Here is a 25,959-nt window from a genome sequence, read left to right on the forward strand (position 1 = left end):
CCCCCCCCCACGCCGATGCCGCTGTCGTGCACCTCGAAGCGCAGGCCGACCGCTTGCGCATCCTCGCTGGCAACGTGCACCTTGACCGTGATCTTGCCGGTCTCGGTGAACTTGATGGCGTTGCCCAGCAAGTTGAACAGCACCTGGCGCAGCCGGTTCGGATCGCCGCAAATGGCCACCGGGATGTCGTTGGCGATGATGAACTCCAGCAGGATGCGCTTGGCCTGCGCCTGCGGCGAAAACACATTGTCGATGTCGTCCAGCAGCTCGCGGAAATTGAAGTGGATGTACTCCACCGTCAGCTTGCCGGCCTCGATCTTGGAGAAATCCAGAATGTCGTTGATGATGAACAATAAGTGCTCGCCGGATCGCTTGACCATGCTGGTGTAGTGGCGCTGCTGTGCCGTGAGCGGCGAGGCCAGCAATAGCTCCGTCATGCCCAGCACGCCATTCATCGGCGTGCGGATTTCGTGGCTCATGGTGGCCAGGAAATTGCTCTTGGCCCGGCTGGCCGCCTCGGCCGCATTCTTGGCTTTTTCCAGCTGCTCGGTGCGCACCCCCACCTGGCGTTCCAGCTGGTCGCGGTACTGCGCCAGCTTGGCGTCGCGGCTGGCGACCTGCACCAGCATGTCGTTGAAGCTGTCGATCAGGGCGCCCAGCTCGTCGCTGCGCGCGTGCAGCACCGGCGCGCCAGGCTGGCCGTCGGCCGTCTGGCGCGCGGCGGCGATCAGGTTGGCGATCGGCTCGGCAATGTTGTCGCGGAAGCGGCGCGCCAGCAACAGCGCCACGCAGGACGACAGCAGTGCCGCGGCCGCGCCCGCCGCCAGGTTTTGCAGCACATCGCGCCACATGCGCGGCAGCCCGGCCTCCACCATCACGGCGCCCACCTGGTCGTGCTGGAAATGCACGCCGCGGAACTGGCGCAGGCCCGGCGCCCACAGCGGGCCGCTCAGTTCATACGCGCCGGCCTTGCCCAGTGCGGCCAGCGTGCCCGGCGCCAGGTCTGGCGGCGGCAGCCGCTCATGGCGCGGACTGATGCGCGACAGCAGCCTGCCGTCGCGGTCGAACAGCGCCACCTGGCGGATGTCGTCGCGGCCCTCGAAGCTGGCTTGGGCCAGCGCCTGCTCGCCTTGCGCTGGATCAACATACAGCAGCGCGATGTCGCTGCCGGCGGCCAGGCTGCCGGCCAGTGCGTACAGCTGGCGCCGTTCCTGCTCGAGCTGGCTCATGACGTGGGTGGTGGCGAACACGGCGAACGCCAGCAAGAGCGCGCCGCCGGTCGACAGCGCGCTGATCAAGGTGAGTTTCCGGCTCAGGCCGGAGCGTTCGAAGCTGAACATATGCCGGTCCTGGCAATTTCCGTTAGGAAAAATATAACTGCCAGGAAATCCGACACCTTGATTTATATCTAATGTTGAGCGCTTTGCCCCGGGCTTAGCCCACCTTCGGCCCCCTTTTCAGCGCTGTCAGCGGTAATCCTCGGCCGCCAGGCCGTATTTCTGCATCTTGTGGTACATGGTCTGCTTCGGCAGGCCCAGCGCGGCGCAGGCTTCGGCCACGCTGCCGCCGGCCGCGCGCAGCGCCTGCTCGATCAGCATGCGTTCGAATGCGCTGACCTGGTCGGCCAGCGGCGCCGGCGGCGCGGCCTCGGCGCGGGCGGACAAGCCCAGCACGAAGCGGTCGGCCGCGTTGCGCAATTCGCGCACGTTGCCGGGCCAGTCCTGCGCCATCAGCTGCTGCATCTGTGCGGCGGGCACCACCGGGCAGGCACGCTTGTAGCGCGCCGCCGCGTCCAGCATGAAATGCTCGAACAGCAGCGGGATGTCTTCGCGGCGCTCGCGCAGCGGCGGAATGTGCAGCACGATCAGGTTCAGCCGGTAGTACAGGTCGGGACGGAACTTGCCCTGGTCCGAATAGTCCTTCAGGTCTTCCTTCGAGGCCGCGATCACGCGCACGTCGAGCGGCACCGGGGTATTCGAGCCCAGGCGCTGGATGCAGCGTTCCTGCAGTACGCGCAGCAGCTTGACCTGCATGGCCAGCGGCAGGCTCTCGATCTCGTCCAGGAACAGCGTGCCGCGCGAGGCGTGCTCGATTTTGCCGATCTGGCGCTTGGCCGCGCCGGTGAACGCGCCCGCCTCGTGGCCGAACAGCTCGCTCTCGAAGATGGTTTCCGGGATGGCGCCGCAATTGACCGGCACGTACTGGTGCTTGCCGCGCTCGCTGAACTGGTGCAGGCAGCGCGCCACCAGTTCCTTGCCGGTGCCGGTTTCGCCGTAGATCAGCACATCGGCCGGCTGGCCGGCCACGTCCAGGATCACCTGCCGCAACGCCTGCATGGCAGGGGCATTGCCCAGCAGATAAGCGTCGATGCCGGCGCTGTGCGCCAGGCGCTGGCGCAGCGTGCGTACTTCCAGCTGCAGGCGGCGCTTGTCGGCTGCGCGCCGCACCACCTCGGCCAACTGCTCGGAGGAGTAGGGCTTTTCAATGAAGTCGTAGGCGCCGTCGTGCATGGCCTGCACCGCCATCGCGATGTCGCCGTGGCCGGTGACCAGGATCACCGGCAGGTCGGCGTCGATGGCGCGCGCCGCGGCCAGCAGTTCCAGCCCGCTCATGCCGGGCAAGCGCACGTCGCTCACCAGCACCGCCGCACAGTGCGGCTGCAGCAGCTTGGCCACCGGCTCGGCGCTGTCGTAGCTGTGCACGAGGAAGCCGGCCAGGTCCAGCGCCTGCGCGCTGCCGGCGCGCACGGTGGGGTCGTCCTCCACCAGGAGGACCTGGATGTCGTTGATCGGCGTGTCGCCCTGCGGCATGGTATCCATCATGTCTCCTGTGCCGCTTTGAGTTCGATGACGAAGCAGGCGCCGGCACTGGCCTGTTCCGCCCGTAAGCTGCCGCCGAAGTCGCGGATGATTTGTTCTGAAATGGCCAGGCCCAGGCCCAGCCCCTCGCCTTGCGGCTTGGAGGTGTAAAACGGTTCGAACAGGCGCTGGCGCGCTTCTTCGCTCAGGCCGGGGCCGCTGTCCGCGACCCGGATGAACACCCGCTCCGGCGTGCTGTTCACATCCAGCCGCAGCTGGCGCACCGGGCAGCCTGCCATCGAGTCGAGCGCATTGGTCATCAGGTTCAGCAGCACCTGCTCGAGCCGGTTGCTGTCGCACAGCGCGTAAATGTCGGCCTGGTCAATGTTCAGCTGGAAGCCGACCTTGTCCAGCTGCAGGCGGCGCTCCACCAGCACCATGGCGTTGGAAATCGAGGTGTGGATGGACACCGCCGCCAGCTCGGCGTTGGACTTGCGGGCGAAGCTCTTCAGCTTGCCGGTGATGGTGCCCATCCGCGCCACCACCTGGGAAATGGTTTTCAGGTTGTTGCGCACGTCCTCCATGCGGCCGCGCTCGAACAGCAGCACCGCGTTGTCGGACATGGTGCGCAGCGCCGTCAGCGGCTGGTTCAGCTCGTGCGTGATGCTGGCCGACATCTGCCCCAGCACCGCCATCTTGCCGGCCTGGAACAGCTCGTTTTGCGTGATGTGCAGCTGCTGTTCGGCCTGGCGCCGCACGTCCACTTCCTTGCTCAAGTCCTGCGTCATGCGCGCCAGGCTGGCGGTGCGCTCGTCCACCATGCGCTCCAGGTTGCCGTACGCGTGCTGCATGTCTTCCTTGGACTGCACGCGCTGGCGCCAGTACAGGAACAGCAGCACCAGGAAGCCGTAGGCCAGCAGCGCGAACAGGAAGGCCACGCGGGCGTTGCCGCGCGCCGCGCTCAGGTCGGACAGGTAGACGAAGGTCCAGTCGCGCGGCGCCAGCGAGCGGGTTTGCGCCAGCATGCGCGGCGGGGCGTTGGCCAGGCCGTTGTTGCTGTCGCGGATGGCCAGCAGGCGGGTGCCGTTCGACAGCGGCTCGTCGTGCGCCAGCGTGAGCGCGGGCAGCGCCTGCTCATGGTACTGGCGCGTCTGCTCCAGCTCGGCGCGCACGCTGGCCGGCAGCGGCCGCAGGGTCTTGAATTTCCAGGCCGAGGCCGAACTGAGGAAGAGCACGCCGTTCGGGTCCACCAGCGCCACCTTGTCGGCGCCCTGTGCCCAGCTCAGCTGCTGGCTTTCGATGCTGACCTTGATGGCGGCCACGCCCAGCATGCGGCCGTCCTTGTAGATGCCGTGCGCGTAGAAGTAGCCCGGCTCCAGGCTGGTGGTGCCCACGCCGTAGAAGCCGCCGGGCTGGCCGCGCAGCGCGTTGCGGATATAGGGCCGGAAGTTGACGTCGTCGCCGACAAAGCTGTCCTTGCTGCGCCAATTGCTGGCCGCCTGCGTGCGGCCCTGCAGGTTGACGATGTAGATATTGCTGGAGCCGGCCTTGTGGTTCAGGCCTTCCAGGTATTCGTTGACGCTGTTGCGCAAGTCCTCGTCGCCGGGCTTTTCCAGCAGGGCCACCACGTCCTTTTCCAGCTCCAGCATGCGCGGCACCAGGTCGTACTTGTCGAGCAGGTTTTCCAGGCTGGTGGCGTACACCTCCAGCCGCTGCGCACCGGCTGCGCGCAGGCGGTCGGTGGTGACCAGGTTTACCCACCAGTAGGCCAGGTAGGGCAGGGCCAGGCCGGCCAGCAGCACCAGGCCCCACACCGTGCGGACGTGATGGGGCCGGCGCATGTGCGCCTGGGCGGCAACGGTAGGGTCGGACTGGGCTAGCATCAGGCGCCACTATAGCAAACCTGCGCGCCCGCACCGGCGCGCGCGGTTCGCCCGGCCTTACAGCAGGTGGCGCAGGCCGATATTGATGGCGCTGTGGCCCTTGCCGTCGTCGCTGGCGTTGCCCACCGTGAAGGCGGCGCCGTTGGTGTTGCGGATGCGGGCGTAGGCGGTGTACACGTCGGTGCGCTTGGACAGCGCGTACAGATAGGCCACGCCGTACTGGCGCGCGTCCTTGTCGGCGGCGCTGCGGTCGGCGTGCTGCACCACCGAGCCGGCGAAGCTGTGCGGGCCGAAGGTGGCGCACAGGCCCAGCAGCAGGTCGCGGCTGGCCGCGCCGGGCGCGCCCACCGGGCCCGCCGCCGACGTGCCCGAGCCGGCCAGCGTGGTCGCGCCGGTGCCGGTGCCGACCGTGCCCAGCACGCTGCCGCCCACCGTGCCCATGCCGCGGTTGGCGGCATAGGCGGCGTGCAGCTGGTAGGCGCCCAGCGTGTAGCGGGCAGCCAGCATGCTGTTGCGCGAGTGGGTGCTGGCCAGCGCGTCTTCGCGGCGGTGGTGCGCCAGCGACACGGCCAGCGGGCCGGCGCTGTAGCTGACGGCGCCGCTCAGCGTGCGCTTGCGGGTGCTGTTGCCGGCCACTTCGCCGGCGCCGTAGGCGAGGTTGGCGGACCAGCCGGCCAGCGCCGGCGTGGCGTACACCACCGCGTTGTCCATGCGTGCATTGGGCACCATCAGGTTGGCGGCCTGGCCGGCCAGGCCGTCGCCGAACGGGTCGGCCACGTCGCGCAGCACCTTGTAGTAGGGCGAATACTGGCGGCCGGCGCTGATGGTGCCGAACGTGGTGCTGCCCAGCGACACATAGGACTGGCGGCCGAAAGTCAGCCCGCCCTGGCCGGACGCGCCGGTGTCGATGCTGACGCCGCTTTCCAGCACGAAGCCGGCCGACAGCCCGTTGCCCAGGTCTTCGGTGCCCTTGAAGCCGAGGCGCGAGCCGGAAGCCAGGCCGCTGCCGACCTTGGTGGTGGCGCCGTCGCCGCCGCGCTCGATCACCAGGCCGGCATCGGCCACGCCGTACACCTTGATGGCCGATTGCGCTTGCGCGGTGCAGCAGGCCAGGGCCAGCAGGGAAGTGGTAACGCTGTATTTCATAAGGTCTCCTTTGATTGCGATGGTTTTAGTTATGCGGCGCGCACGTAGGCGTGCTCGTCCGTTTTGTCTTTTTCTTCGTCGCCCAGCGCGCCTTCCCACTTCGCCACCACGGCGGTGGCGACGGCGTTGCCGACGGCGTTGGTGGCCGAGCGGCCCATGTCGAGGAACTGGTCCACGCCCATCAGCAGCAGCAGGCCGGCTTCCGGAATGTTGAACTGGGTCAAGGTGGCGGCGATCACCACCAGCGAGGCGCGCGGCACGCCGGCCATGCCCTTGGAGGTCAGCATCAACAGCAGCAGCATGGTGATCTGGGTGCCGACCGACAGGTCGATGCCGTAAGCTTGCGCGATGAACAGCACGGCGAAGGTGCAGTACATCATCGAGCCGTCCAGGTTGAAGGAATAGCCCATCGGCAGCACGAAGCTGGAGATGCGGCGCTGCACGCCGAACTTGTCCAGCGCCACCAGCAGTTTCGGGTAGGCCGCTTCGGAACTGGCGGTGGAGAAAGCCAGCAGGAAAGGTTCGCGGATCAGGCCGACCAGGCGGAACACGCGCGGACCGAGCACGGCGAAACCGGCGCCGATCAGCAGCGCCCACAGGCAGAACAGGCCCAGGTAGAAACCGCCCATGAACTTGGCGAACGTGGCCAGGATGCCCAGGCCGTTGGTGGTGACCACCGACGCCATGGCGGCGAACACGGCCAGCGGGGCCAGGTTCATGATGGCGCCGGTAATGCGCAGCATCACTTGCGCCAGCTCGTCGATCACGGCCAGCAGGCGCTTGCCGGAATCGCCCAGTGCGCCCAGTGCGGAACCGAAGAAGATGGAGAACACCAGCACTTGCAGGATCTCGTTGTTGGCCATGGCCTCGATCGGCGACTTCGGCACCACGTGGCTGATGAAGTCCTTCAGCGTGAAGGCCGAGGTCTTCAGGCCGGTGCTGGCGTCGATGGCGGGCAGCGGCAGGCCGAGGTTGGTGCCCAGCTGCATCAGGTTCGACAGGATCATGCCCAGTGCGAGCGAGCACAGCGAGGCGATGATGAACCAGGCGAAAGCCTTGGCGCCGATGCGGCCGGCGGCCTTGCCGTCGCTCAGGTTGGCGATGCCGACGGTGAGGGTGGAGAACACCAGCAGTGCGATGATCATCTTGATCAGGCGCAGGAAGATGTCGGTCACCAGGGAGATGTGGGCGGAAATGTCGGCGGTGAGCTTCTTGTCAGGGAACACCGTGTGACAGGCATAGCCGACGGCGATGCCGAGCAGCATCGCCAGCAGGATGTAGAGGGTGAGGGGGCGCTTCTTTTGCATACCGGTCTCCGTTTGTAGTCAGGTCCCCGCGCGGAAGGCGGAGTCCTGCCTCTTTAGCAAGCGGTGTGCCTGCCGTTTTCATGGACGGAATTGCCGGTAAGTGATTGATTTATAAGGTGGTGGGTAGCGTAATAATGCCGCTACGCAAGCTTCTCGTCCCGATGTTTGGACGGCTTGGGCGGCTTGCGTCTGAATTGTTGGATGGGCCGGCGCCGCCGCCGTTGGCGGCCACGCCGGCTCTGCTGGCTGGTCCGGCTGGGCGTCAGGCCAGAATCAGCTTCAATGCACTGACCAGCGCCGCGCATTCCGCGTCAGTGCCGATGGTGATGCGCAGGAACTGGTCGATGCGCGCCTGCTTGAAGTGGCGTACCAGGATGGCGCGCTCACGCAAGGCGGCGGCCAGCATGGCGGCGTCGCGCTGCGGATGGCGGGCGAAAATGAAGTTGGCGTGCGAGGGCAGCACTTCAAAGCCCAGCGCCTGCATCTGCGTCGTCAGCCAGCTGCGGCTGGCAACGATGGCGCGCGAGGTCCGCTCCGTATGGGCCTGGTCGTCGAGCGCTGCCACGGCGCCGGCTTGCTGCACCTGGCCCAGCGGGTAGCAATTGAAGCTGTTCTTCACGCGTTCCATACCCGCGATCAAATCGGGATGGCCTGCTGCAAAGCCGACCCGCAGGCCCGCCAGCGAGCGCGACTTCGACAGGGTCTGGATGACAAGCAAATGAGGGTAGCGGTCCAGCAGCGTCACGGCGCTTTGCGCACCGAAGTCCACGTAGGCTTCGTCTATCACCACCACCTGGTCCCGATGCGCAGCGGCCAGTGCTTCAATTTTCTCCAGCGGCAGCGCAATGCCGGTCGGTGCGTTCGGATTGGCGATGATGATCGCGCCGCATGGCTGGGCGTAATCGTCGATATCGATTTCGAAGCGCTGGTTCAGCGGCACCCGTACCTGCTCGATGCCGTACAGGCTGCAATAGGTCGGATAGAAGCTGTAGCTGATGTCGGGGCTGAGCAGCGGCTTGTCGTGTTTGAGCAGCGCCTGGAAGGTGTGTGCCAGCACTTCGTCCGAGCTATTGCCGACAAACACCTGTTCTCGCTTCAACCCGAAGCGCCGGGCCACGGCATCTTTCACCGCGGCGTTCGACGGGTCCGAATACTTGCGCAGGCCATCGCCGGCAGCGGCCTGCATCGCGGCCACCGCCTGCGGCGACGGGCCATATGGATTTTCGTTGGTGTTCAGCTTGATCAAGCCTGGCATTTGCACCTGTTCGCCCGGCGTATAGGGTATCAGGCGGTGGACGACATCACTCCAGAAACGGCTCATTACTTCTCCTTTGATACACGATCTATACTATAGCCGATCTTGACGGACCGCCATTCGGCCGGCTGTCATGCGGAGCATAAAATGGGACAAAACAGAGTGACGCGCTGGTTGCTGTGCATGCTGCTGCCCGCCATGGCGGCGGCGCAGGGGACTGTGCAGCCGGGCGATGCGGCGGCGGGGAAGGTGGCGTTCAAGCGCTGCGCGTCGTGCCACCAGGTGGGGCCTGCCGCGCGCGGGGCCTTCGGGCCGCAGCTGAACGGGATCGTGGGGCGCAAGGCGGGAGCGACGGCGGACTACCGCTATTCGCCGGCCATGAAGCAGTCCGGCATTGTGTGGACCGAGCAGAAGCTGGCGGCGTTCCTGAAGTCGCCCAGCGAAGTGGTCCCCGATAACCAGATGCGTTTCTGGGGTATCGGGGACGAGCGGCAGATCGCCAACCTGGTGGCCTACCTGCGCACGCAGCGCTAGCGGCGGCTATTTTCCGGCGTAGGTGACGCGGAAGATGCGGCCGCCATGGTCGTCGGACACCAGCATGGAGCCGTCGGCCAGCACCGCGATGTCGACCGGACGGCCCACGACTTCGTCGCCGTCGCGCAGGAAGCCGTCGATGAAGGTGGTGGTGCTCACCACTTTGCTGTTGTACAGCGTCACCAGGCTGACCTTGTAGCCGATCTTGTTGTCGCGGTTCCACGAACCGTGTTCGGCGATGAACAGGTTGTTGCGGTACTGCTGCGGGAACTGGGTACCGGTGTAGAAGCCCAGGCCCAGCGGCGCCACGTGCGGGCCCAGCTTGGCGACCGGGGCCACGAATTGCTCGCAAGCCTGCGTCTTGCCGAATTCGGGATCGGGCAGCACGCCGCCGTGGCAGTAAGGGAAGCCGAAATGCAGGCCGGCCTTGGGCGCCACGTTCAACTCGCACGACGGCGCGTTGTCGCCCATCATGTCCGGGCCGTTATCGGTAAACCACATTTCCCTGGTCTGCGGGTGCCAGGTGAAGCCGACGGTGTTGCGGATGCCGCGCGCGTACTCCTCGAAGTTGCTGCCGTCCGCGTTCATGCGCCAGATCTTGGAGTAGGGCTGGTCTTCCTTGTTGCAGGTGTTGCAGGGCGCGCCGATCGGCACGTAGATCTTGCCGTCCGGTCCGGTCTTGATGAACTTCTCGCCATGCCAGGTTTCTTTCGGCAGGTCCGCTTTCACCACTTTGTAGGCGGGCTGGGCGGCGTAGCTGGCGTCGATATTGTCGAAGCGGATGATGCGCGAGATTTCGGCCACGTACAGCGCGCCGTTCAGCAGCGTGACGCCAATCGGGTTCTGCAGGCCTGCGGCGACGGTGACCACTTTCTCGGCCACGCCGTCCTTGTCGGCATCCACCAGCGCGTACACCTTGCCGGCCTTGCGCGAGCCGACATAGACTATGCCGCTGTCGGACACGGCCATCGAGCGCGCCGTTTCCACCTTGTCGGCGTACACGGCGATGCGGAAGCCTTTCGGCAGCTTCAGGCCGCCCAGGATGGCGGCGGTCTTGTCGGCGGGGGCGGCCTTGGGCGCCGCCGTGGCTGTGCTGGCCGCGCTGGCGGCGGACGCAGTCGGCGCGGCCGCTTTGCCGCCGGTGCGGGCGCCTTGCGCCACGTAGTCCGCCAGTTGCGCGATCTGCGCCGCGCTCAGGGTGGGCGACCATGGCGGCATGCCTTTGTCGGCCACGCCCTTGCTGATCACGGTGATCAGGTTGGCCTTGGTCGGCGCGCCGTGCAGCCACACCTGGTCGATCAGGCTGGGACCGGTGGCCCCCTGCAGCTGCACGCCGTGGCAGGCCGCGCAATGCGCCTGGTACAGCTTTTCGCCGGCGTTGACGGCGGCGTGGGCGGCCAGCGGCGCCAGCGCGGACAGGCACAGCAAGCCGGCCAGGCGCAGTGTTAAGAACTTGTTCATGGCAAGTAGAAATGTTGTTGTAGGGACCCGCGCATCTTACCGCCATCCAGCCCCTCCGCAGCGAACTTTTTTCGTGCTGCGCCGTCACAGCGCGGAAGGGGACTGCCATGGCCAGCCGGGATGCTAGGCCACCAGTATTTGGCGGAAGACATCCACCAGCGGACGCAGCGTCACGCGGTGCCAGGCCACCCACAGCGGCGTGCGGTACTCGAACCACGGCACCTCGCGCAGCACCACGCCGGGCGGCGCCTGGTGGCGCAAGCTTTGCTGGATCATGGCGATGCCCAAGCCAGCCGCCACCAGGCCCAGCGCCGTGGCCGGTTCAGGCGCCTGCATGCGCACGTCGGGCGTGAAGCCCGCCTTGGCGCACGTGATGGCCAACTGGTCCTGCTCCAGCGCGCCATCCTTGTGCTGGATGGCGATCCATTCCTGGCTGCGCAGGTCGGCCACCTGCAGCGCCTGCCGCAGCGCGTCGGGCCGCGCCAGCGGATGGCTGGCTGGCAGGGCCAGCAGCATGGAGTCGCTGAGCACTTGCACGCGGTCCAGCTCGGCATCGTCGGCCTGCGGTGGCGCGCATACCAGCGCCACGTCCAGGCTGCGCTGGCGCAGGCCTTCCAGCTGGTCGGACGATTGCTGGCTGTACAGCGCCACATGCACCGACGGCCGCGTGCTGCGGATTTCGCGCAGGGCGGCCGGCAGCACGCCCGAGTGCATGGCATGCTCGACGTAACCTATGCAGAGCCCGCCCTCGTCGCCCCGGCCCAGCCTGCGGCCCAGCGATTCCAGCCGCTGCCCATGGGTGAGGAAGGCGCGCGTTTCAGCCAGGAAGGTCCTGCCATCGGCCGTTAGGCGGATGCGCTGCTGGCTGCGTTCGAATAGGATTAGTCCCAGCCGCTCTTCCAGCTGGGCGATTTGCCGGCTGAGCGGGGACTGGGAAATGTGCAGCCGCTCCGCAGCCCGCCCCACGTGCTCCTCTTCAGCCACGGCGACGAAATAGTTCAGTTGGCGGATGTCCAGCATATTAGACCCGTAGAGACTTAAGTTGTGCAAATTATGTCTTAGACTGCATTAACCTGGCAAGCTAAGATTTCCTCACCAACTACTCGAAAGGAAATGCAATGAGTCTTAAAGATAAGCTGCCGGGCCAACTCGGTTTCGGCACCGCGCCATTGGGCAATATGTTCCGCAACATTCCGGAAGCGGAGGCGCTGGCCACCGTGGACGCGGCCTGGGAGCACGGCGTGCGTTTCTTCGACGCGGCGCCGCTGTACGGTGCAGGCCTGGCGGAGATCCGCCTGGGCGAGGCGCTGGGCAAGCGCCCGCGCGAGGAATATGTGCTGAGCACCAAGGTGGGACGCGTGATCCTGGACGAGCTGGAGGACCCGGCCCAGCGCAGTTTCGGCGAGAAGGGCGGACTGTTCGAACATGGCTTGCGCAACAAGATCGTCAACGATTATTCGGCCGACGCCACGCTGCGCTCCATCGAAGGCAGCTTGCAGCGCCTGAAGACCGACCGCCTCGACATCGTCTGGGTACATGACGTGGCGCAGGACTTCTTCGGCGATGAATGGCTGATGCATTTCGAAAGCGCCCGCACCGGCGCCTTCCGCGCGCTGTCGCGACTGAAGGACGAGGGTGTCATCAAGGGCTGGGGGCTGGGCGTGAACCGCGTCGAGCCGATCGAGTTGACGCTGGCGCTGGATGAACCGAAGCCGGACGGCTTCCTGCTGGCTGGCCGCTACACCTTGCTGGACCACGCCAGCGCCTTGCAGCGTGTGATGCCGATGGCGCTGCAGCACGGCGCCGGGATCGTGGTGGGCGGTCCGTACAGCTCCGGCGTGCTGGCCGGAGGGCAGACCTTCGAGTATCAGCAGGCGTCGCCAGACATCCTGGCCAGGGTGGCGCGCCTGAAGGCGCTGGCGCAGCGCTTCGGCGTCAGCATCAAGGCGGCGGCGCTGCAGTTCTCGCTGGCCAATCCGGCGGTGGCGGCCGTTATTCCCGGCGCCAGCCGTCCGGAGCGCATCGCGGAAGATGCGGCGGCGCTGGCCGAGAAGATCCCCGCCGAGTTCTGGCACGCGCTGCGCGCCGAACAGCTGGTGGCGCCCGATGCACCGCTGCCGTTCGGAGCCTAGCGCATCAGGCGAAGTGCGCGTGCTCGGCCGCGTGCGCATGGCGGCCGATCAGCTGGATCTCGTGCTCCGGCGCCGGCACGGCAGCCACGTCCAGCGCGGTCCCGTTGAACTCCGCCGCCGCGCTGGCGGACTGCACGATGATGCCGCTGTTATCCAGCGTCATGATCATGTCGGCGAACTGGATGCGCTCATCGCGCACCAGCAAGTCGCTGCCGCCGCCGGTGCCGGCCACGTCGGTCACCTTGTAGCCATAGGCCGTCTTGCCCACCGTGTAGTTGGCGCGCACGCCGGCGTAGACCACGGTGTCGAAGCCGTCGCCGCCGTCGATGTAGTTGTTGGCGATGAGCGCCTTCAGGCTGTCGTTGCCCGCCGTGCCGGTCACGTTGCGCGCGCTCAGCACGGTGAAGTCCTGCGCCGTCGAAGCCGCCGACACATTGCCGGCCGCGTCGGTGGCCTTGGCCGTGACGTGGTAGTTGCCGTTGCCGACCGCCACGGGCGTGATGCTCCAGGCGCCGTTGGCCGCCGCCGTGCCCACGCCCATGCTGGTGGTGCCGTTGAAGATTTCCACCTTGGCGCCGGCCTCGGCCACGCCGCTGAAGGTCGGGTGGTTGCCGCTGGCGGCGGCCCAGCCGTCCTTGGTAAACACCAGCGTCGGCTGGTTCGGCGCGCTGGTGTCCGGCGGCGGCGTCACCGGGCCGGATGGGGCGATGGCGACAGTGCCGTCGCTAAAGCGCAGCTGTTCGATATTGCTCAGCATATCGCTGCCCTGCGCGCCCACCACGCTCCAGGCGGACGCGCTTACTTGCTGGACGGTATACGCGCTGCGCAGGCCGTTGTAGAAAGCGGTGTCGATGCCGGCGCCGCCGTTCAGGGTGTCGTTGCCGGCGCCGCCTTCCAGCATGTCGTTGGCGGCTGTGCCGGTCAGCGTGTCGGCCAGGCTGGTGCCGGTGAAGTAGCGTCCGCCGCCGGTGGAATTGACGCCCAGCGCGCCGCCCAGGCCGTCGCCGCCGTACAGCCATTTCAGCGCGGCGATATCGTACGCTCCGAACGTGGAATGCACGCCGCCGCTGTGGGTGTAGGACATCAGCGTGTAGGCGGTGTTGTCGGTGGCGGCCGGCAGGCGGATGGTGCCGTCGAACGAGTGCTTCAAGCCCATGGCGTGGCCCAGTTCGTGCAGCAGCGTTTCGTAGCCTTGCGTGCCGGGCGTCAGGTTGGCGTTCATGCCGGCCCATTCGGCGTTGTCCAGGTAGACCCAGGTGGAAGCCGTGAAGCGGGTCACCACGTTGTTGCCGTCGTAGGAGTAGCTGTAGCGCGAGCTGTCCAGGCCGGTCGTGCTCGAGCCGCTGATGTTGGCGTTGGCGAAGTGGACCTGGGCCGCGTTGCCGTCGGCGGTCTCCGTGAACTTGATGCCGGTCAGCTGCGAGATGTAGTTCAGCGCGCTGCGCGTAGCGCTCTGCTGTGCCGCGCTGAAACTTTGTGGGGCGCTCAGCAAGGAAGCGTTGCCGGATTCGAGACCGGCGGCAGTGGAAAAGCTGTAGTAGAGGTTGTTGCCGCCGGACGTAAGGTAGTTCCAGTTCGGCAAGTTATTCAGGAGTGCGTCGATGTGGTTCAGGCCGGAGAGGGTGGTGCTGCGGACTTCGGAAACGGTTGCCATGTCACAATGCCTTGGAGTAATCGGGCTGGTCAGTATTCCGATGCAAGGCACTGAGGTCAACAGCAAATTCAATCGTGCGGCGGGTGAGTGTGCACTCATTTTCGGATTGCTAATTCGCACCGGGCAACACTTCGTTCAACTTTGAAAACGCTGGCGGCAGGCAAAAAAAGACCGGCGCATGCCGGTCAAAAGAGGGAGCAGCGGTAAAGCGGAATTACTTGCCCAGGCGTTGCTCGGAAGCCGGGTCGAACAGGATGGCTTTCGACAGGTCGAACGCCAGCGCAACGCGCGCGCCGGGCTCGGCGCCGGCGCGCGGATGGGTGCGGCAAGTGGCGCGCACGCCGTTGAACCAGGCGAAGGCCAGCGTGTCCGGGCCGGTGGGCTCGGTCATCTCGATGGTGCAGGCCACTTCCATCGGGTGGTAGCCTTCCGGCGTTTCGGCGCGGCGCGCACTGAGCGCGTCGGTCACGTGCTCGGGGCGGATGCCGAGTATCAGCTCGCGGCCCTGCCAGGCGCCGAAGTGGCCGGCGGCGGCGTGGTGGGCAGGCAGCGGCAGCAGGGTGGTCACGCCGTGGTGCTCCAAAGCGAAGGCTGCGCCGGCGCCGTGCTGCACCAGTTTGCCGCGCAGGAAATTCATCGACGGCGAGCCGATAAAGCCGGCCACATACAGATTGTCCGGCTGGTCATAGATTTCCTGCGGGCTGCCGAATTGCTGCACCACGCCGTCGCGCATGACGGCGATGCGGTCGCCCAAGGTCATCGCTTCGATCTGGTCGTGCGTCACGTAGACGATGGTGGCGCCCAGGCGCTGGTGCAGCAGCTTGATCTCGGCGCGCATTTCCACGCGCAGCTTGGCGTCCAGGTTGGACAGCGGTTCGTCGAACAGGAACAGCGAGGGATCGCGCGCGATGGCGCGCCCCATGGCCACGCGCTGGCGCTGGCCGCCGGACAGCATGGCCGGCTTGCGGTCCAGCAGGTGGGTCATCTGCAGCGTTTCGGCCACGCGCTTGACGATCGCTTCCTGCTCGGCCTTCGGCACCTTGCGGATACCCAGGCCGAAAGAGATGTTCTCGCGCACCGTCATGGTGGGGTAGAGCGCATAGGACTGGAACACCATGGCGATGTCGCGCTCCTTGGGCGGCACCTTGTTGACCACGCGCTCGCCGATGCGGATCTCGCCCTGCGAAATGGTTTCCAGTCCGGCGATCATGTTCAGCAGGGTGGACTTGCCGCAGCCGGAGCCGCCCACCAGGATCAGGAACTGGCCGTCCTCGATGTCGAGGTCGATGCCCTTGAGGATTTCGGCGCCGTTCGGATACACCTTGCGCACATTGCGGATTGATAAGCTTGCCATGAGAGTCTCCTTAACCTTTGACGGCGCCGGCGGTGAGGCCGCGCACGAAATATTTGCCTGCGACCAGGTAGATCAGCAGTGTCGGCAGCGCGGCAATGATGGCCGCCGCCATGTTCACGTTATATTCGGTCACGCCGGTGGAAGTGTTGACCAGGTTGTTCAGCGCCACCGTCACCGGCTGTGCGTCGGAGCCGCCGAACACTACGCCGAACAGGAAGTCGTTCCAGATCTGCGTGAACTGCCAGATGAAGCACACCATGAAAATGGGCAGCGACAGCGGGAAGATGATGCGGCGGTAGATCATGAAGAAGCCGGCGCCGTCGATGCGCGCGGCGTTTACCAGTTCTTCCGGCACGGTCACGTAATAGTTGCGGAAGAACAGCGTGGTGAAGGCGATGCCGTAAATGATGTGCACCACGATCAGTCCGCTGGTGGTGTTGGCCAGCTCGGCCATGCCCAGCAGGCGCGCCATCGGCAGGATCACCACCTGGAAGGGGATGAAGCAGCCCACCATCAGCGCGGTGAACACCACGTTGTGGCCGGGGAAGCGCCAGTGCGCCAGCACGTAGCCGTTCAGCGATCCGATCAGGCTGGAGATCAGCACGGCCGGTATCGCCATCTGCATCGAATTCCAGAAGTAGGGCGCCAGGCCCTCGCAGCGCACGCCGGTGCAGGCTTCAGACCAGGCTTTGCTCCAGGCGGCGGTGGTGGGCGCGAGCGGGAAGTCGAGCAGGTTGCCGTCGCGGATCTGGTCCAGTGTTTTCACGGAGGTGGTCAGCATCACGTACAGCGGCGCCAGGTAGTACAGCGCCACCAGCACCAATAAGGCGTAAAGCATCAGGCGGCCGGCCGTGATGCGGCCGCCGTCGTGGTTCAGGTCAGCGGCCATGGCGCGCTCCTTTCGTTTCGAGATACATCAGCGGCACCAGCACGGCCATCACCGTGGCCAGCATCATCATGGCCGAGGCGGCGCCCAGGCCCAGCTGGCCGCGCGTGAACGAGAACTGGTACATGAAGATGGCCGGCACGTCGGACGAGGTGCCGGGGCCGCCGGCGGTCAGTGCCATCACCAGGTCGAAGCTCTTGATGGCGATGTGGGCCAGCACCAGCAGCACGCTGAAGAATACCGGGCGCAGCGAGGGGATCACGATGCGGCGGTAGATGGTGGGCAGGCTGGCGCCGTCCACCTGCGCGGCCTTGATGATGCTGTCGTCCACGCTGCGCAGGCCGGCCAGGAACAGGGCCATGACGAAGCCGGACGACTGCCACACGCCGGCGATGACGACGGTGTAGATGGCCATGTCGGAGTTGACCAGCCAGTCGAAGGTGAAGTTGCTGAAGCCCCAGTCGTGCAGCATCTTTTCCAGGCCCAGGCCGGGGTTCAGTATCCATTTCCAGGCCGCGCCGGTGACGATGAAAGACAGCGCCATCGGGTACAGGTAGATGGCGCGCAGCGCGCCTTCGTGGCGGATGCGCTGGTCCAGCAGGATGGCCATGGTCAGGCCGATGGCCAGGCAGAACAGGATGAACAGGCCGCCGAATATGCCGAGGTTGCTGGCCGAAACCCACCAGCGTTCGATCTCGAACAGGCGCTCGTACTGGCCGAAGCCGGCGTACTCGAAGTTGGGCATCATGCGCGACTCGGTCAGCGACAGCCAGGCGGTGAGGCCGATGAAGCCGTACACGAAGACCAGCGAAGCGATGATGGTGGGCGACAGCACCAGGCGCGGCAGCCAGGCGTCGGCCAGGGCGCCGAAGCGGCTGCTGCCGGCGCGGGGATGCCTGGCGGTGCTGTCGTTGGCGGCGGCGGGTTTGGCGGACGCGCGGGGCGCGGGCGGCGGCGCAGAGGGGACTGCGGATAAAGGTTTTGCTGACATGATGCGGGTTCTCCAGAGCGTGAGGCGGAATCCGCAGGGCGGGACGTCGCCCGCCCTGCGGTGTTGCGCTGCCTCGGTACGGCTGCTTACATGGTCTTGGCTGCCTTGGCCAGCGCTTGCGCGGCGGCTTGCGGCGTCATGTTCGAGTTCATGAATTTGGCGATCACGTCCTGGATGGCGCCGGCCTTGGCACTGTCGACGGCCATGCCGTGCGCCAGCGACGGCACCAGCGCATTGCCCTTGCTGGTGGCGGCCAGGTCATCCATCGACCTGGTGGCGCAGCTGTCGAACTTGGTGCGCGAGACACCGGCGCGCACCGGGATCGAACCCTTGTTCAGGTTGAACACTTCCTGGAACTCGGGGCTCATCACGGCGTTGGCCAGGGTCAGCTGGGCCTTCTGGTCGTCCGCGCTTTTCACCTTGAACATAGCCAGCGAATCGATATTGAAGGTGAAAGCCTTGTCGGTGCCCGGCGCGGCCAGGCACAGGAAGTCCTTGCCCGGCACCTTGCCGGCGGCGGTGAACTCGCCCTTGGCCCAGTCGCCCATGAACTGCATGCCGGCCTTGCCGTTGATGACCATGGCGGTGGCCAGGTTCCAGTCGCGGCCCGCCGCGTCCTTGTCGATATAGGTCTTGATGCGCGCCAGCGTCTCGAAGGCCTTGATCATGGTGGGGCTGGTCAGGCTGGCCTGGTCCAGCTGCACCAGGGACTTCTTGTAGAAGTCCGCGCCGCCCACGCCCAGCACCACGGACTCGAACACGGTGGCGTCCTGCCACGGCTGGCCGCCGTGGGCCACGGCCACCAGGCCGGCCTTCTTGATCTTGTCGGCCGCGTCGAAGAACTCGGCGAAGTTGGTGGGCGCCTTGGCGCCGGCCTTGGCCAGCACGGCCGGGTTCACGTACAGCCAGTTCACGCGGTGCACGTTGACCGGCACCGCCACGAAGTGGCCCTTGTACTTCATCACATTGGTGACCACCGGCGGCAGCAGGGTTTCCCACTTGCCTTCGGTTGCCGCCGCGTCGATATTGGCCAGGGTGCCTTCCTGGCCCCATTCCTGGATCGACGGGCCCTTGATCTGGGCGGCGGTGGGCGCACTGCCCGCCATCACGCGCGCCTTCAGGGCGGTCATGGCGTTTTCGCCGCCGCCGCCGGCCACGGCGAAGTCTTTCCACGCCACGCCTTTCGATTCCATGATCTTCTTCAGTTCAGCGGCGGACTTGGCTTCGCCGCCCGAGGTCCAGTAGTGCAGCACTTCGACTTGCGGGGCAGCGTGGGCTGCCGATGCGATGGCTGCGGCGAATGCGACGGCGCTCAGCGCCAGGGGTTGCAGTTTCATGTTCGTGTCTCCTGATGTATGAGAAAAGTATTTGGCGCCGCGCTTACCACCAGGCTTCCATGTGGATGCCGTAGGAAACGCCGCTGGTGTCGCTGCCGTACACCGCGCCGGAGTTATTGAAGGCGTTGACCGACTTGCCCGCCGCGTCGTTCCACTTGCCGTAGCTGACGAACAGGCGCAGTTCGGGACGCGCCCAGTAGTCGCGCGCCAGGCTGATGGTCGGCGCGATGGTCAGCTTGGTCAGGCGCTGGGTGCCGGGTTCCTTGTCGGACTTGAGCTGCGTCACGCCCAGCTCGGCCTGCAGCTTGAAGTTCTCGGCGAAGGCATACACCGGGCGCGTGCCGACGGTGGTCCAGGTGGTGGCGCCGTCCTTGCCGTTCTTGTCGCGCTGGTACAGGGCCACGAACTCCATGCTGAAGTCGCGCGTGGGCTGGATCACCACATCGTTGAACACGCGCAGGCGGGTGTAGTCCGAGCCGAGCAGGGTGCTGCCCGACGGCCCGATGCGCGCGCAGCACGGGCCGTTGATGCCGGTGCCGGGGCCGACGCCGTACTGCACGCCGAAGGTGTTGCCGCCGCCGAAGACCTTGGCCTGGCGGTGGAACACCGACATTTGCCAGCCGTCGTGCGTGCTCTTGTCTTGTCCCTGGGCCGAGATGAAGGTGGCGGCGAAGTCCAGCGTGCCGTTGGTGTTGACCGGCAGGCCCTCGTAGACGAGGTTCTGGCGCAGCGCGGAAGGCGAGTCGATCACCTTGCCGGTGGCCGGATCGGTGGTGTTGAAGTCGTTGTCCTTGAACACCGCGTAGCTGATCTTGCCGGCGCCCAGCGGATAGCCGTCGATGCCGCCGCCGGTGCCGTTCATGTTGATGTACTGCATATCGAGCATGTGGATGTCGGGACGGTAGTAGTGGCGCTTGCCGACCCAGACGATGCCGCCATTCATGAACGGCAGGTTCTTCGCTTCGATATAGGCCTTGGATACGCCCAGCTTGGCGTCGCCGAAGTCGGAGCTGTTCTTGTAGGCGTCGGCCCAGAAGGTGCCGACAAAGGTGGCGCCGTTGGCGGCCTTGGCCAACTGCTGGGTGTAGCCCAGTTCCGTGAAGCTGTCGCACTCGTTGCCGAGGCGGTAGGCCATGGTGATGCCGCCCAGGCCGTAGCAGGTCTGGGTGCCGCCGTGGTTGCTGGTGCCGCCGCCGGCGCGCACATAGCCGTGGAAGCCTTCGGTTTCGTGGTCGCCGGCGATGGCGGCGCCGCAGGACAGGGCCATCGCGATGGCGGCGGGCAGGGAACGGCGGATGAATCGGTTCATCATAAGGTTGGTCTCCGGTATGGATTTGTTATGTGTTTTTGCTACCGGAACGGACAGTAGCATCGGCCGGAATGTGATTCCAGCAAGCGCCGGCGCGGGCGCCATGGGCTACTTAAGTGGTTGATTTTTATGAAAAACAGGCCTGTGGCGACCAGGCCTGCACTAACATAACTTTACAAAGCCCCAGCATGCTGCGCCGCAGCGGCTGCAACACTTTGCAATAAATCCATACGCTTTCTTGCAAAATGCTGTGCATCCTTACCATCGTTTCAAGAATGCTTTGGGTTATAGTCTGTCCACACAAAATGCCATCCCCAGAATGGCTTCAAAAAACATGACGGAGACCGCCTTCCACAAGCTGCGCCTTGCCGCCTGCCTGCTCTTGAGCGTGGCGGGCTTTGCCGCGTCCTGCGGCGTCCATGCCGAGTCGCTGCAGGTGCTGCACTGGTGGAAGTCCGCCAGCGAGCGCAAGGCGGTCGACCTGATCGCGGCGCGCCTGGAGGCCGAGGCCGATATCGGCTGGCGCGACAGCATGGTGCCCAGCGGCTCGGGCGCCGGCGCCGGCATCGTGCTGCGCAGCCGCATGCTGGCCAAGGACGCGCCCGAGGTGGCGCAGGTAAACGGCATCGTGATCCGCGACTGGGCCCGGCTCGACCTGTTGCTGGACCTGGACGCGGTGGCCGCCGCCGGCAAGTGGGACAAGCAGCTGCTGCCGACCGTGGCCGACGCCATCAAGTCGGACGGCCATGTGTACGCGGCGCCGGTCGGCATCCACCGCATGAATACCCTGTTCTACAACCGCAAGCTGCTGGCCCGCCTGCACCTGGCGGTGCCGGAAACCTGGACCCAGTTCGAGCAGGCCGCCGCCAGGCTGCACCAGGCCGGCGTGGTGCCGCTGGCGCAAAGCAGCGAGCCGTGGCAGGTGACTACCTTGTTCGAGGCGCTGGTGCTGGCCGAAGGTGCCGAGTTCCACCGCGAGCTGTTCCAGCGCCGCAGCGCCGCCGCCTACACCGACCCGCGCCTGGCGACCGCGCTGCAGCGCCTGCGCAGCCTGAAGAAATGGATGGGCAGCCCGATCGCCGAGCGCAGCTGGGACGAGGGCGTGCGCGAGCTGGCCGACGGCCGCGCCGCCTTCATGGTGATGGGCGACTGGGCCAAGGGCGAGCTGGTGTCGCGCGGCTTGACGGTGGAGGAGGGTTTCGGCTGTGCCGCCGCCCCGGGCACGGCCAGCTACCACCTGTACAACATCGACACGCTGGGTATGCTGGCCACGCGCGAATCGCACCGGCCGGCGCAGGAGAAACTGGCCGCGCTGATCATGTCTCCCGCGCTGCAGAACGACTACAACCAGATCAAGGGCTCCATCCCGGTGCTGCGCAATCCGCTGCTGTCCAAGATGGACAGCTGCGCGCGCGCCTCGTGGAAGCTGTTTACCAGCGGCACGGATGCGCTGGTGCCCAGCCTGGTGCACCGCATGGCCACCGAGGAGATCGTGCGCGACGCCATCGTGGCGGAGGTGCACCGCTACTTCCTGGACGATAATGTGAGTGTGGCCGACACCCAGCGCAGGCTGGGCACCATCGCCCGCACCTTTACCAAGACCAGATAGACCGAGACAGATTCCATCATGCGCAAGATCCTGATCGTCGACGACGACCAAAAAACGCGAACCCTGCTGAAGACTTACCTGGAGAAAAACCAGTACGACGTCGGCCTGGCCCACGACGGCCAGACTTTCCTGGCCGAGTTCAACCGCTACGCCGACGAGCTGTCGCTGGTGATCCTGGACGTGATGCTGCCCGACACGGATGGCTTCGCGCTGTGCAAGGCGGTGCGCAGCCGCTCCAATGTGCCCATCATCATGCTCACCGCCAGCTCCGACGAGACCGACCGCGTGGTGGGCCTGGAGCTGGGCGCGGACGACTATGTATCCAAGCCCTACAGCCCGCGCGAGCTGCTGGCGCGCATCAAGGCCATCCACCGCCGCACCGGCATGGGCAACGAGTCGGCGCCGCGCTACTACCGTTTCGTCGGCTTCACGCTGGACACGGTGGCGCGCACCGTCACCGACGCGGCCGGCGAGATCGTGCCGCTGACGGGGCTCGACTTCCAGCTGCTGAAATACTTCGTCGAACACGCGGGCGACATCCTGGACCGCAGCGCGCTGTGCGAAGGCACGCGCGGGCGCGACTCGGGCCCGCTGGACCGCTTCCTGGACGTGCAGATCAGCCGCTTGCGCCTGCGCCTGAACGACGGCGGCCGCAATCCGCTGCTGATCAAGACCGTGCGCGGCGCCGGCTACGTGTTCTCGGCCGACGTCACCGCGTCCAATGCATAGCGGCAGCCAGCCGTCCGGTCCGGGCGGTGCAGGCCCTGCCCCTGCTGGCCGGCGCGCGCGCTGGCTGGACCGGGCGCTGTCGCGAATCCTGCCTCGTATCCTGCCTCGTATCCTGCCGCAGTCCCTGCTCGGCCGCCTCACGCTGGTGATGGTGATCGGCGTGCTGCTGACCCAGTTGGTGGGCAACATCATCTGGGCTGCGCAGCGCCGCGCCGAGGCGCTCAGCGAAACCACCACCGCTTCGCAGCACCTGGCGCACAGCGCGGCCAGTGCGGTGCGCTTCTTTCTCAGCCTGCCGCCCAACTACCGGCCGCTCATCATCCAGCAGTTCCGCGAAATGGGCGGCACGCGCTTCCTGGTCAACATCAACCAGGCGCCGGTGCAGGTGCGCGCCATCGCCGGCCAGGAACTGGCGGACGCTGCGCTCAAGCAGGTGCGCGCCACGCTGAAGGAGGACCTGCCCAATGTCTCGCAGGTGCGGCTGGCCTTCGCCTGGCCCGACAGGCTGCCGGTAGGCGACAACGGCGCCACCATCGCGGACTTGCCGGACACCTGGGTGCAGCACATCCTGCTGACCAAGCCGGCGCCGGTGCTGCTGATCCAGGTCGAGATGGACCCCGGCCACTGGCTCTACCTGGCCACGCTGATGCCCAATCCGTACTTCCTTGAAACCGGCAACCCGCTCACGCGCGACCGGCTGCTGCTGCAGGCGCTGTCGCTGGCGGCGGTGCTGCTGCTGTCCATCATGGTGGTGCGCTGGATCACGCGGCCGCTGGCGGCGCTGTCGGAGGCGGCCACCGCCTTCGGCAAAGGCGGCAACGCGCCCGCGCTGCCGGAAACCGGCAGCCGCGAGTTCGTCAACACGGCGCGCGCCTTCGAGGCCATGCGCCAGCGCATCCAGCGCTACATGGAAGACCGCGAGCGGCTGTTCGTCTCCATCTCGCACGATCTGCGCACGCCCATCATGCGCCTCAAGCTGCGCACCGAGCTGCTGGACGACGAGGCCATGCAAAGCGAATTCCACGACGACCTCGACGAACTGGACATGATGGTCAAGGGCGCGCTGCAAACGGTGAAGGACAGCGACATCCACGAAAATCCCACCGAGGTGCGGCTCGACGCGCTGCTGGGCCGCATGGTGCGCGACGCGCAACTGGCCGGTCATGCGGTGTCGTTCAGCGCTTCCGGCCTGAGCGTGGCGGCCAAGCCGCTGGCGCTCAAGCGTGCCATCGGCAACCTGCTGAACAACGCGCTGCACTATGGGCGCGAAGTGGAGCTGGCGGTGCGCGAACGCGCCGGCAACATCGAAATCGAAGTGCGCGATCATGGGCCGGGCGTGCCGGAGGAGGCGCTGCCGGGCTTGTTCGAGCCCTATGTGCGGCTCGAGCATGGCCGGAATCAAAACAACAGCGGCATGGGCCTGGGCCTGGGCATCGCCCGTGGTATCGTGCAGGCACACGGCGGCGAACTGCTGTTGGCCAACGCACCCGGCGGCGGCTTTCGCGCCACCATCGTGCTGCCGGGCGGCGCGTTCGTTCCCCTTTAGATGAACACTGAAGAAGGCTGACATGAGCAAATCACTGCGGTTGTCCGAGAAATGGTTCCAGCGCGGCTTGTGGCTGGTGGCGCTGGCCTTCGCCGGTTTCCTGATCGGCCTGGGCGGGCAGATCGTCGACAATCTCGGCACGGTGGAGCGGCCGCTGGCCCTGGAGCAGTTCATGGACCCGCAGCGCAGCGAGCAGTTGCGCGCCGCGCTGGCGCTGCAGGAGCAGCGCCAGGCCGAAGCCGGCGCCGCCTTGCAGCAGGCGCGCCAGAAGCACCAGGTGGCGGTGGCCAACAGCCACTCGGCGCGTGAAACCTTCGACAACTGGCTGGCCACGCGCAGCGCCACCGCGCGCTCGGAGCAGGATCCGGAGGTCATCAAGCGCACCCACGGGCTGGACGCGCTGGCCGCCGCCGAGCGCCAGGCGCTGGCGCTGGTGGAGGCGCAGGAACAGGCCCAGCTGGACGCCAGCCAGGCGAAGGACAAGGCGCAGCAGCAGTGGAACGCGCTGGAAGAAGCGGCACGCGGGCCGTATATGGATGCCGTGCGGGCCATGGAGCTGCGCGTGTTCGGCTACCGTTTGCTGCTCACGCTGCCGCTGCTGGTGGTGGCGGGCTGGCTGTTCAAGACCCAGCGCAAGGGCAAGTACTGGCCTTTCGTGTGGGGCTTCATTATCTTCGCCGGCTTTGCCTTCTTCGTCGAGCTGGTGCCGTATCTGCCGAGCTACGGCGGCTATGTGCGCTACATCGTCGGCATCGCGCTGACGGTGCTGATCGGGCGCCAGGCCATCGTCTCGCTGCAGCGCTACCTGGAGCGCCAGAAGGCCGCCGAAGCGCTGTCCGACCAGCAGCGCCGCGAGACGCTGCAATACGACGTGGCGCTGGCGCGGCTGGCGAAAAGCGTGTGTCCCGGCTGCGAGCGCAAGGTGGACCTGAAAGACCCGGCGATCGACTTCTGCCCGCACTGCGGCATCGGCCTGTATGACCACTGCGGCAGCTGCCAGACCCGCAAAAACGCCTTCAGCCGCTTCTGCCACGCCTGCGGCACCGCCGCCCAGGCCACCCCCCGGTAGCCGAATCCGCCGCCAGAATGTAATCTGCCCCGCGTTTTTTGCAGTTCGTCGCAAAACCGGGGGCGGGCAGGGTGGGCTTGGGTATAGTGCTGGAATACCGATAATGTGCGGCCAGCCGGCATTGGCCGCCGCCCCGAGGATTCCAGACATGACCATTTCCGCCCGTATTCTCTACCACTTCGGCCTGCTGCTGGCCGCCCTCGGCCTGATCCTGCCGGCCGCCCGCGGCGCCGACGAGATCGTCACCGAAACCCGCGCCATCGATGCGCGCGTGGTGCGGGTCAAGCTGGACGGGGTGATCGACCTGAAGTTGCGGCGCGGCGACGCGCCTTCGCTCACCGTCACCGCCGACAGGCGCTATATCGCCAAAATCACCACCGCCCAGTCGGGCGACACGCTATACCTGGACTCGGACGTGCACGGCTTCAAGCTGAAACGCTCCACGCTGCGCGCCGAGCTGGTACTGCCCAATCTGCGCCAGGTGGTGTCGGACGGGGTGGGCACCACCGAGGTGGCCGGTTTCAGCGGCGACGATATCGAACTGACCCTGGAAGGCGCCGGCAGCATGAAGGTGGTGGTGGACTACCGCACCATGCGCGTGAACCTGGGCGGCGTCGGCAGCATGCACGTGTGGGCCAGCGAGAACGACAGCGTGGAGCTGGACCTGCAGGGTGCGGGCTACGTCACCCTCGGCGGGCGCAGCAAGATGCTGAAAGCGACTCTGGGCGGCCTGGGCGGCCTGAATGCACAGCAGTTCCAGGCCGACAGCGTCAGCCTCGAATTGAGCGGCCTGGGCAACGCCACCGTGACCGCGCGCGACAACGCCACCTTGAACCTTAGCGGGTTGGGATCGGTCACAGTCTTTGGCAAGCCGGCCAACCGCAACGTGAGCGTGGACGGCCTCGGCAAGGTCAGCTGGAAATAAATGGTGCCGCGCGGGAGCGCGGTAATAAGAGACA

The 25,959-nt window shown here is 66.3% G+C and carries 21 protein-coding genes; 7 read left to right on the top strand and 14 right to left on the bottom strand.

What is annotated here, in order from left to right; all coding sequences use genetic code 11:
* From AC6H42_RS08740 to hisC, 6 genes are all read right to left on the bottom strand, one after another.
* Positions 1-1,340, bottom strand: a 1,340-nt coding sequence (locus tag AC6H42_RS08740; protein WP_497547849.1) for a histidine kinase dimerization/phospho-acceptor domain-containing protein, incomplete at its 3' end; no start/stop codon positions are given.
* 126 nt (positions 1,341-1,466) lie between these two features.
* A complete protein-coding gene (locus AC6H42_RS08745; RefSeq protein WP_497547850.1) occupies positions 1,467-2,822 on the bottom strand; it encodes a sigma-54-dependent transcriptional regulator in 1,356 nt (451 codons plus the stop codon).
* Positions 2,819-4,681, bottom strand: a complete 1,863-nt coding sequence (locus tag AC6H42_RS08750; RefSeq protein ID WP_057157799.1) for a sensor histidine kinase — start codon at positions 4,679-4,681, stop codon at positions 2,819-2,821. The genes AC6H42_RS08745 and AC6H42_RS08750 overlap by 4 nt, the downstream gene beginning before the upstream one ends.
* A gap of 57 nt (positions 4,682-4,738) precedes the next feature.
* Complete coding sequence (locus AC6H42_RS08755; RefSeq protein WP_497547851.1) at positions 4,739-5,827, bottom strand: porin; 1,089 nt, start codon at positions 5,825-5,827, stop codon at positions 4,739-4,741.
* 29 nt (positions 5,828-5,856) lie between these two features.
* A complete protein-coding gene (locus AC6H42_RS08760) occupies positions 5,857-7,134 on the bottom strand; it encodes a dicarboxylate/amino acid:cation symporter (protein ID WP_497547852.1) in 1,278 nt (425 codons plus the stop codon).
* 262 nt (positions 7,135-7,396) lie between these two features.
* Positions 7,397-8,455, bottom strand: coding sequence for a histidinol-phosphate transaminase (gene hisC / locus AC6H42_RS08765; protein WP_057157802.1), 1,059 nt, complete (start codon positions 8,453-8,455; stop codon positions 7,397-7,399).
* 117 nt (positions 8,456-8,572) lie between these two features.
* On the opposite strand from hisC, the gene AC6H42_RS08770 reads away from it, so the two are divergent.
* Positions 8,573-8,923: a c-type cytochrome gene (locus AC6H42_RS08770; RefSeq protein ID WP_373888202.1), complete on the top strand. Its 351-nt coding sequence runs from the start codon at positions 8,573-8,575 to the stop codon at positions 8,921-8,923.
* Between the two features lie 6 nt (positions 8,924-8,929).
* On the opposite strand, the gene AC6H42_RS08775 is transcribed toward AC6H42_RS08770, so the two are convergent.
* Together AC6H42_RS08775 and AC6H42_RS08780 are read right to left on the bottom strand one after the other, a co-directional pair.
* A complete protein-coding gene (locus AC6H42_RS08775) occupies positions 8,930-10,384 on the bottom strand; it encodes a c-type cytochrome (protein WP_057157803.1) in 1,455 nt (484 codons plus the stop codon).
* Positions 10,385-10,507: 123 nt separating this feature from the next.
* Positions 10,508-11,404 carry a LysR substrate-binding domain-containing protein gene (locus AC6H42_RS08780; protein ID WP_057157804.1) on the bottom strand — a complete coding sequence of 299 codons (897 nt, stop codon included), beginning with the start codon at positions 11,402-11,404 and terminating at the stop codon, positions 10,508-10,510.
* A gap of 98 nt (positions 11,405-11,502) precedes the next feature.
* Here AC6H42_RS08780 and AC6H42_RS08785 point away from each other — a divergent pair, with 98 nt between their 5' ends.
* Positions 11,503-12,516: an aldo/keto reductase gene (locus AC6H42_RS08785; protein WP_057157805.1), complete on the top strand. Its 1,014-nt coding sequence runs from the start codon at positions 11,503-11,505 to the stop codon at positions 12,514-12,516.
* Positions 12,517-12,520: 4 nt separating this feature from the next.
* Here AC6H42_RS08785 and AC6H42_RS08790 read toward each other — a convergent pair whose 3' ends face one another.
* The 6 genes from AC6H42_RS08790 to AC6H42_RS08815 all read right to left on the bottom strand — a co-directional run bounded on the left by AC6H42_RS08790 (position 12,521) and on the right by AC6H42_RS08815 (position 20,050).
* Positions 12,521-14,170 (bottom strand): Ig-like domain-containing protein, encoded by a 1,650-nt coding sequence (locus AC6H42_RS08790; protein ID WP_497547853.1) that lies wholly within the window; start codon positions 14,168-14,170, stop codon positions 12,521-12,523.
* A gap of 214 nt (positions 14,171-14,384) precedes the next feature.
* Positions 14,385-15,524, bottom strand: coding sequence for an ABC transporter ATP-binding protein (locus tag AC6H42_RS08795; RefSeq protein WP_497547854.1), 1,140 nt, complete (start codon positions 15,522-15,524; stop codon positions 14,385-14,387).
* Positions 15,525-15,534: 10 nt separating this feature from the next.
* Complete coding sequence (locus AC6H42_RS08800; RefSeq protein WP_373888203.1) at positions 15,535-16,362, bottom strand: carbohydrate ABC transporter permease; 828 nt, start codon at positions 16,360-16,362, stop codon at positions 15,535-15,537.
* A gap of 40 nt (positions 16,363-16,402) precedes the next feature.
* Positions 16,403-17,401 (bottom strand): carbohydrate ABC transporter permease, encoded by a 999-nt coding sequence (locus AC6H42_RS08805; RefSeq protein ID WP_082552141.1) that lies wholly within the window; start codon positions 17,399-17,401, stop codon positions 16,403-16,405.
* Positions 17,402-17,487: 86 nt separating this feature from the next.
* Entirely contained in the window at positions 17,488-18,738 is a 1,251-nt protein-coding gene (locus tag AC6H42_RS08810; RefSeq protein ID WP_057157808.1) for an ABC transporter substrate-binding protein, read from the bottom strand.
* A gap of 43 nt (positions 18,739-18,781) precedes the next feature.
* The gene (locus AC6H42_RS08815; protein WP_497547855.1) at positions 18,782-20,050 is read right to left on the bottom strand and encodes a maltoporin; all 1,269 of its coding nucleotides are present in this window, start codon (positions 20,048-20,050) and stop codon (positions 18,782-18,784) included.
* Positions 20,051-20,381: 331 nt separating this feature from the next.
* Between AC6H42_RS08815 and AC6H42_RS08820 the strand changes: the two genes are divergently transcribed.
* The 5 genes from AC6H42_RS08820 to AC6H42_RS08840 all read left to right on the top strand — a co-directional run bounded on the left by AC6H42_RS08820 (position 20,382) and on the right by AC6H42_RS08840 (position 25,925).
* A complete protein-coding gene (locus AC6H42_RS08820; RefSeq protein ID WP_497547856.1) occupies positions 20,382-21,656 on the top strand; it encodes an ABC transporter substrate-binding protein in 1,275 nt (424 codons plus the stop codon).
* 15 nt (positions 21,657-21,671) lie between these two features.
* Positions 21,672-22,385, top strand: coding sequence for a response regulator (locus AC6H42_RS08825; protein WP_181259912.1), 714 nt, complete (start codon positions 21,672-21,674; stop codon positions 22,383-22,385).
* Positions 22,378-23,931, top strand: a complete 1,554-nt coding sequence (locus tag AC6H42_RS08830) for an ATP-binding protein (protein ID WP_497547857.1) — start codon at positions 22,378-22,380, stop codon at positions 23,929-23,931. Before AC6H42_RS08825 ends, AC6H42_RS08830 begins: the two co-directional genes overlap by 8 nt.
* Positions 23,932-23,953: 22 nt before the next feature.
* A complete protein-coding gene (locus AC6H42_RS08835) occupies positions 23,954-25,000 on the top strand; it encodes a serine endopeptidase (protein WP_057157810.1) in 1,047 nt (348 codons plus the stop codon).
* Positions 25,001-25,148: 148 nt separating this feature from the next.
* Positions 25,149-25,925, top strand: coding sequence for a GIN domain-containing protein (locus AC6H42_RS08840; protein WP_057157811.1), 777 nt, complete (start codon positions 25,149-25,151; stop codon positions 25,923-25,925).
* Positions 25,926-25,959 lie beyond the last annotated feature (34 nt).

It is taken from the genome of Massilia sp. NBRC 108631, from assembly GCF_059704565.1.

Excerpts from the sequence above, each read along its gene's own strand:
- AC6H42_RS08745 (WP_497547850.1), bottom strand. The coding sequence starts at position 2,822 with ATGATGGATACCATGCCGCAGGGCGACACGCCGATCAACGACATCCAG.
- AC6H42_RS08750 (WP_057157799.1), bottom strand. The coding sequence starts at position 4,681 with ATGCTAGCCCAGTCCGACCCTACCGTTGCCGCCCAGGCGCACATGCGC.
- AC6H42_RS08755 (WP_497547851.1), bottom strand. The coding sequence starts at position 5,827 with ATGAAATACAGCGTTACCACTTCCCTGCTGGCCCTGGCCTGCTGCACC.
- AC6H42_RS08760 (WP_497547852.1), bottom strand. The coding sequence starts at position 7,134 with ATGCAAAAGAAGCGCCCCCTCACCCTCTACATCCTGCTGGCGATGCTG.
- hisC (WP_057157802.1), bottom strand. The coding sequence starts at position 8,455 with ATGAGCCGTTTCTGGAGTGATGTCGTCCACCGCCTGATACCCTATACG.
- AC6H42_RS08770 (WP_373888202.1), top strand. The coding sequence starts at position 8,573 with ATGCTGCTGCCCGCCATGGCGGCGGCGCAGGGGACTGTGCAGCCGGGC.
- AC6H42_RS08775 (WP_057157803.1), bottom strand. The coding sequence starts at position 10,384 with ATGAACAAGTTCTTAACACTGCGCCTGGCCGGCTTGCTGTGCCTGTCC.
- AC6H42_RS08780 (WP_057157804.1), bottom strand. The coding sequence starts at position 11,404 with ATGCTGGACATCCGCCAACTGAACTATTTCGTCGCCGTGGCTGAAGAG.
- AC6H42_RS08785 (WP_057157805.1), top strand. The coding sequence starts at position 11,503 with ATGAGTCTTAAAGATAAGCTGCCGGGCCAACTCGGTTTCGGCACCGCG.
- AC6H42_RS08790 (WP_497547853.1), bottom strand. The coding sequence starts at position 14,170 with ATGGCAACCGTTTCCGAAGTCCGCAGCACCACCCTCTCCGGCCTGAAC.
- AC6H42_RS08795 (WP_497547854.1), bottom strand. The coding sequence starts at position 15,524 with ATGGCAAGCTTATCAATCCGCAATGTGCGCAAGGTGTATCCGAACGGC.
- AC6H42_RS08800 (WP_373888203.1), bottom strand. The coding sequence starts at position 16,362 with ATGCTTTACGCCTTATTGGTGCTGGTGGCGCTGTACTACCTGGCGCCG.
- AC6H42_RS08805 (WP_082552141.1), bottom strand. The coding sequence starts at position 17,401 with ATGTCAGCAAAACCTTTATCCGCAGTCCCCTCTGCGCCGCCGCCCGCG.
- AC6H42_RS08810 (WP_057157808.1), bottom strand. The coding sequence starts at position 18,738 with ATGAAACTGCAACCCCTGGCGCTGAGCGCCGTCGCATTCGCCGCAGCC.
- AC6H42_RS08815 (WP_497547855.1), bottom strand. The coding sequence starts at position 20,050 with ATGATGAACCGATTCATCCGCCGTTCCCTGCCCGCCGCCATCGCGATG.
- AC6H42_RS08820 (WP_497547856.1), top strand. The coding sequence starts at position 20,382 with ATGACGGAGACCGCCTTCCACAAGCTGCGCCTTGCCGCCTGCCTGCTC.
- AC6H42_RS08830 (WP_497547857.1), top strand. The coding sequence starts at position 22,378 with ATGCATAGCGGCAGCCAGCCGTCCGGTCCGGGCGGTGCAGGCCCTGCC.
- AC6H42_RS08835 (WP_057157810.1), top strand. The coding sequence starts at position 23,954 with ATGAGCAAATCACTGCGGTTGTCCGAGAAATGGTTCCAGCGCGGCTTG.
- AC6H42_RS08840 (WP_057157811.1), top strand. The coding sequence starts at position 25,149 with ATGACCATTTCCGCCCGTATTCTCTACCACTTCGGCCTGCTGCTGGCC.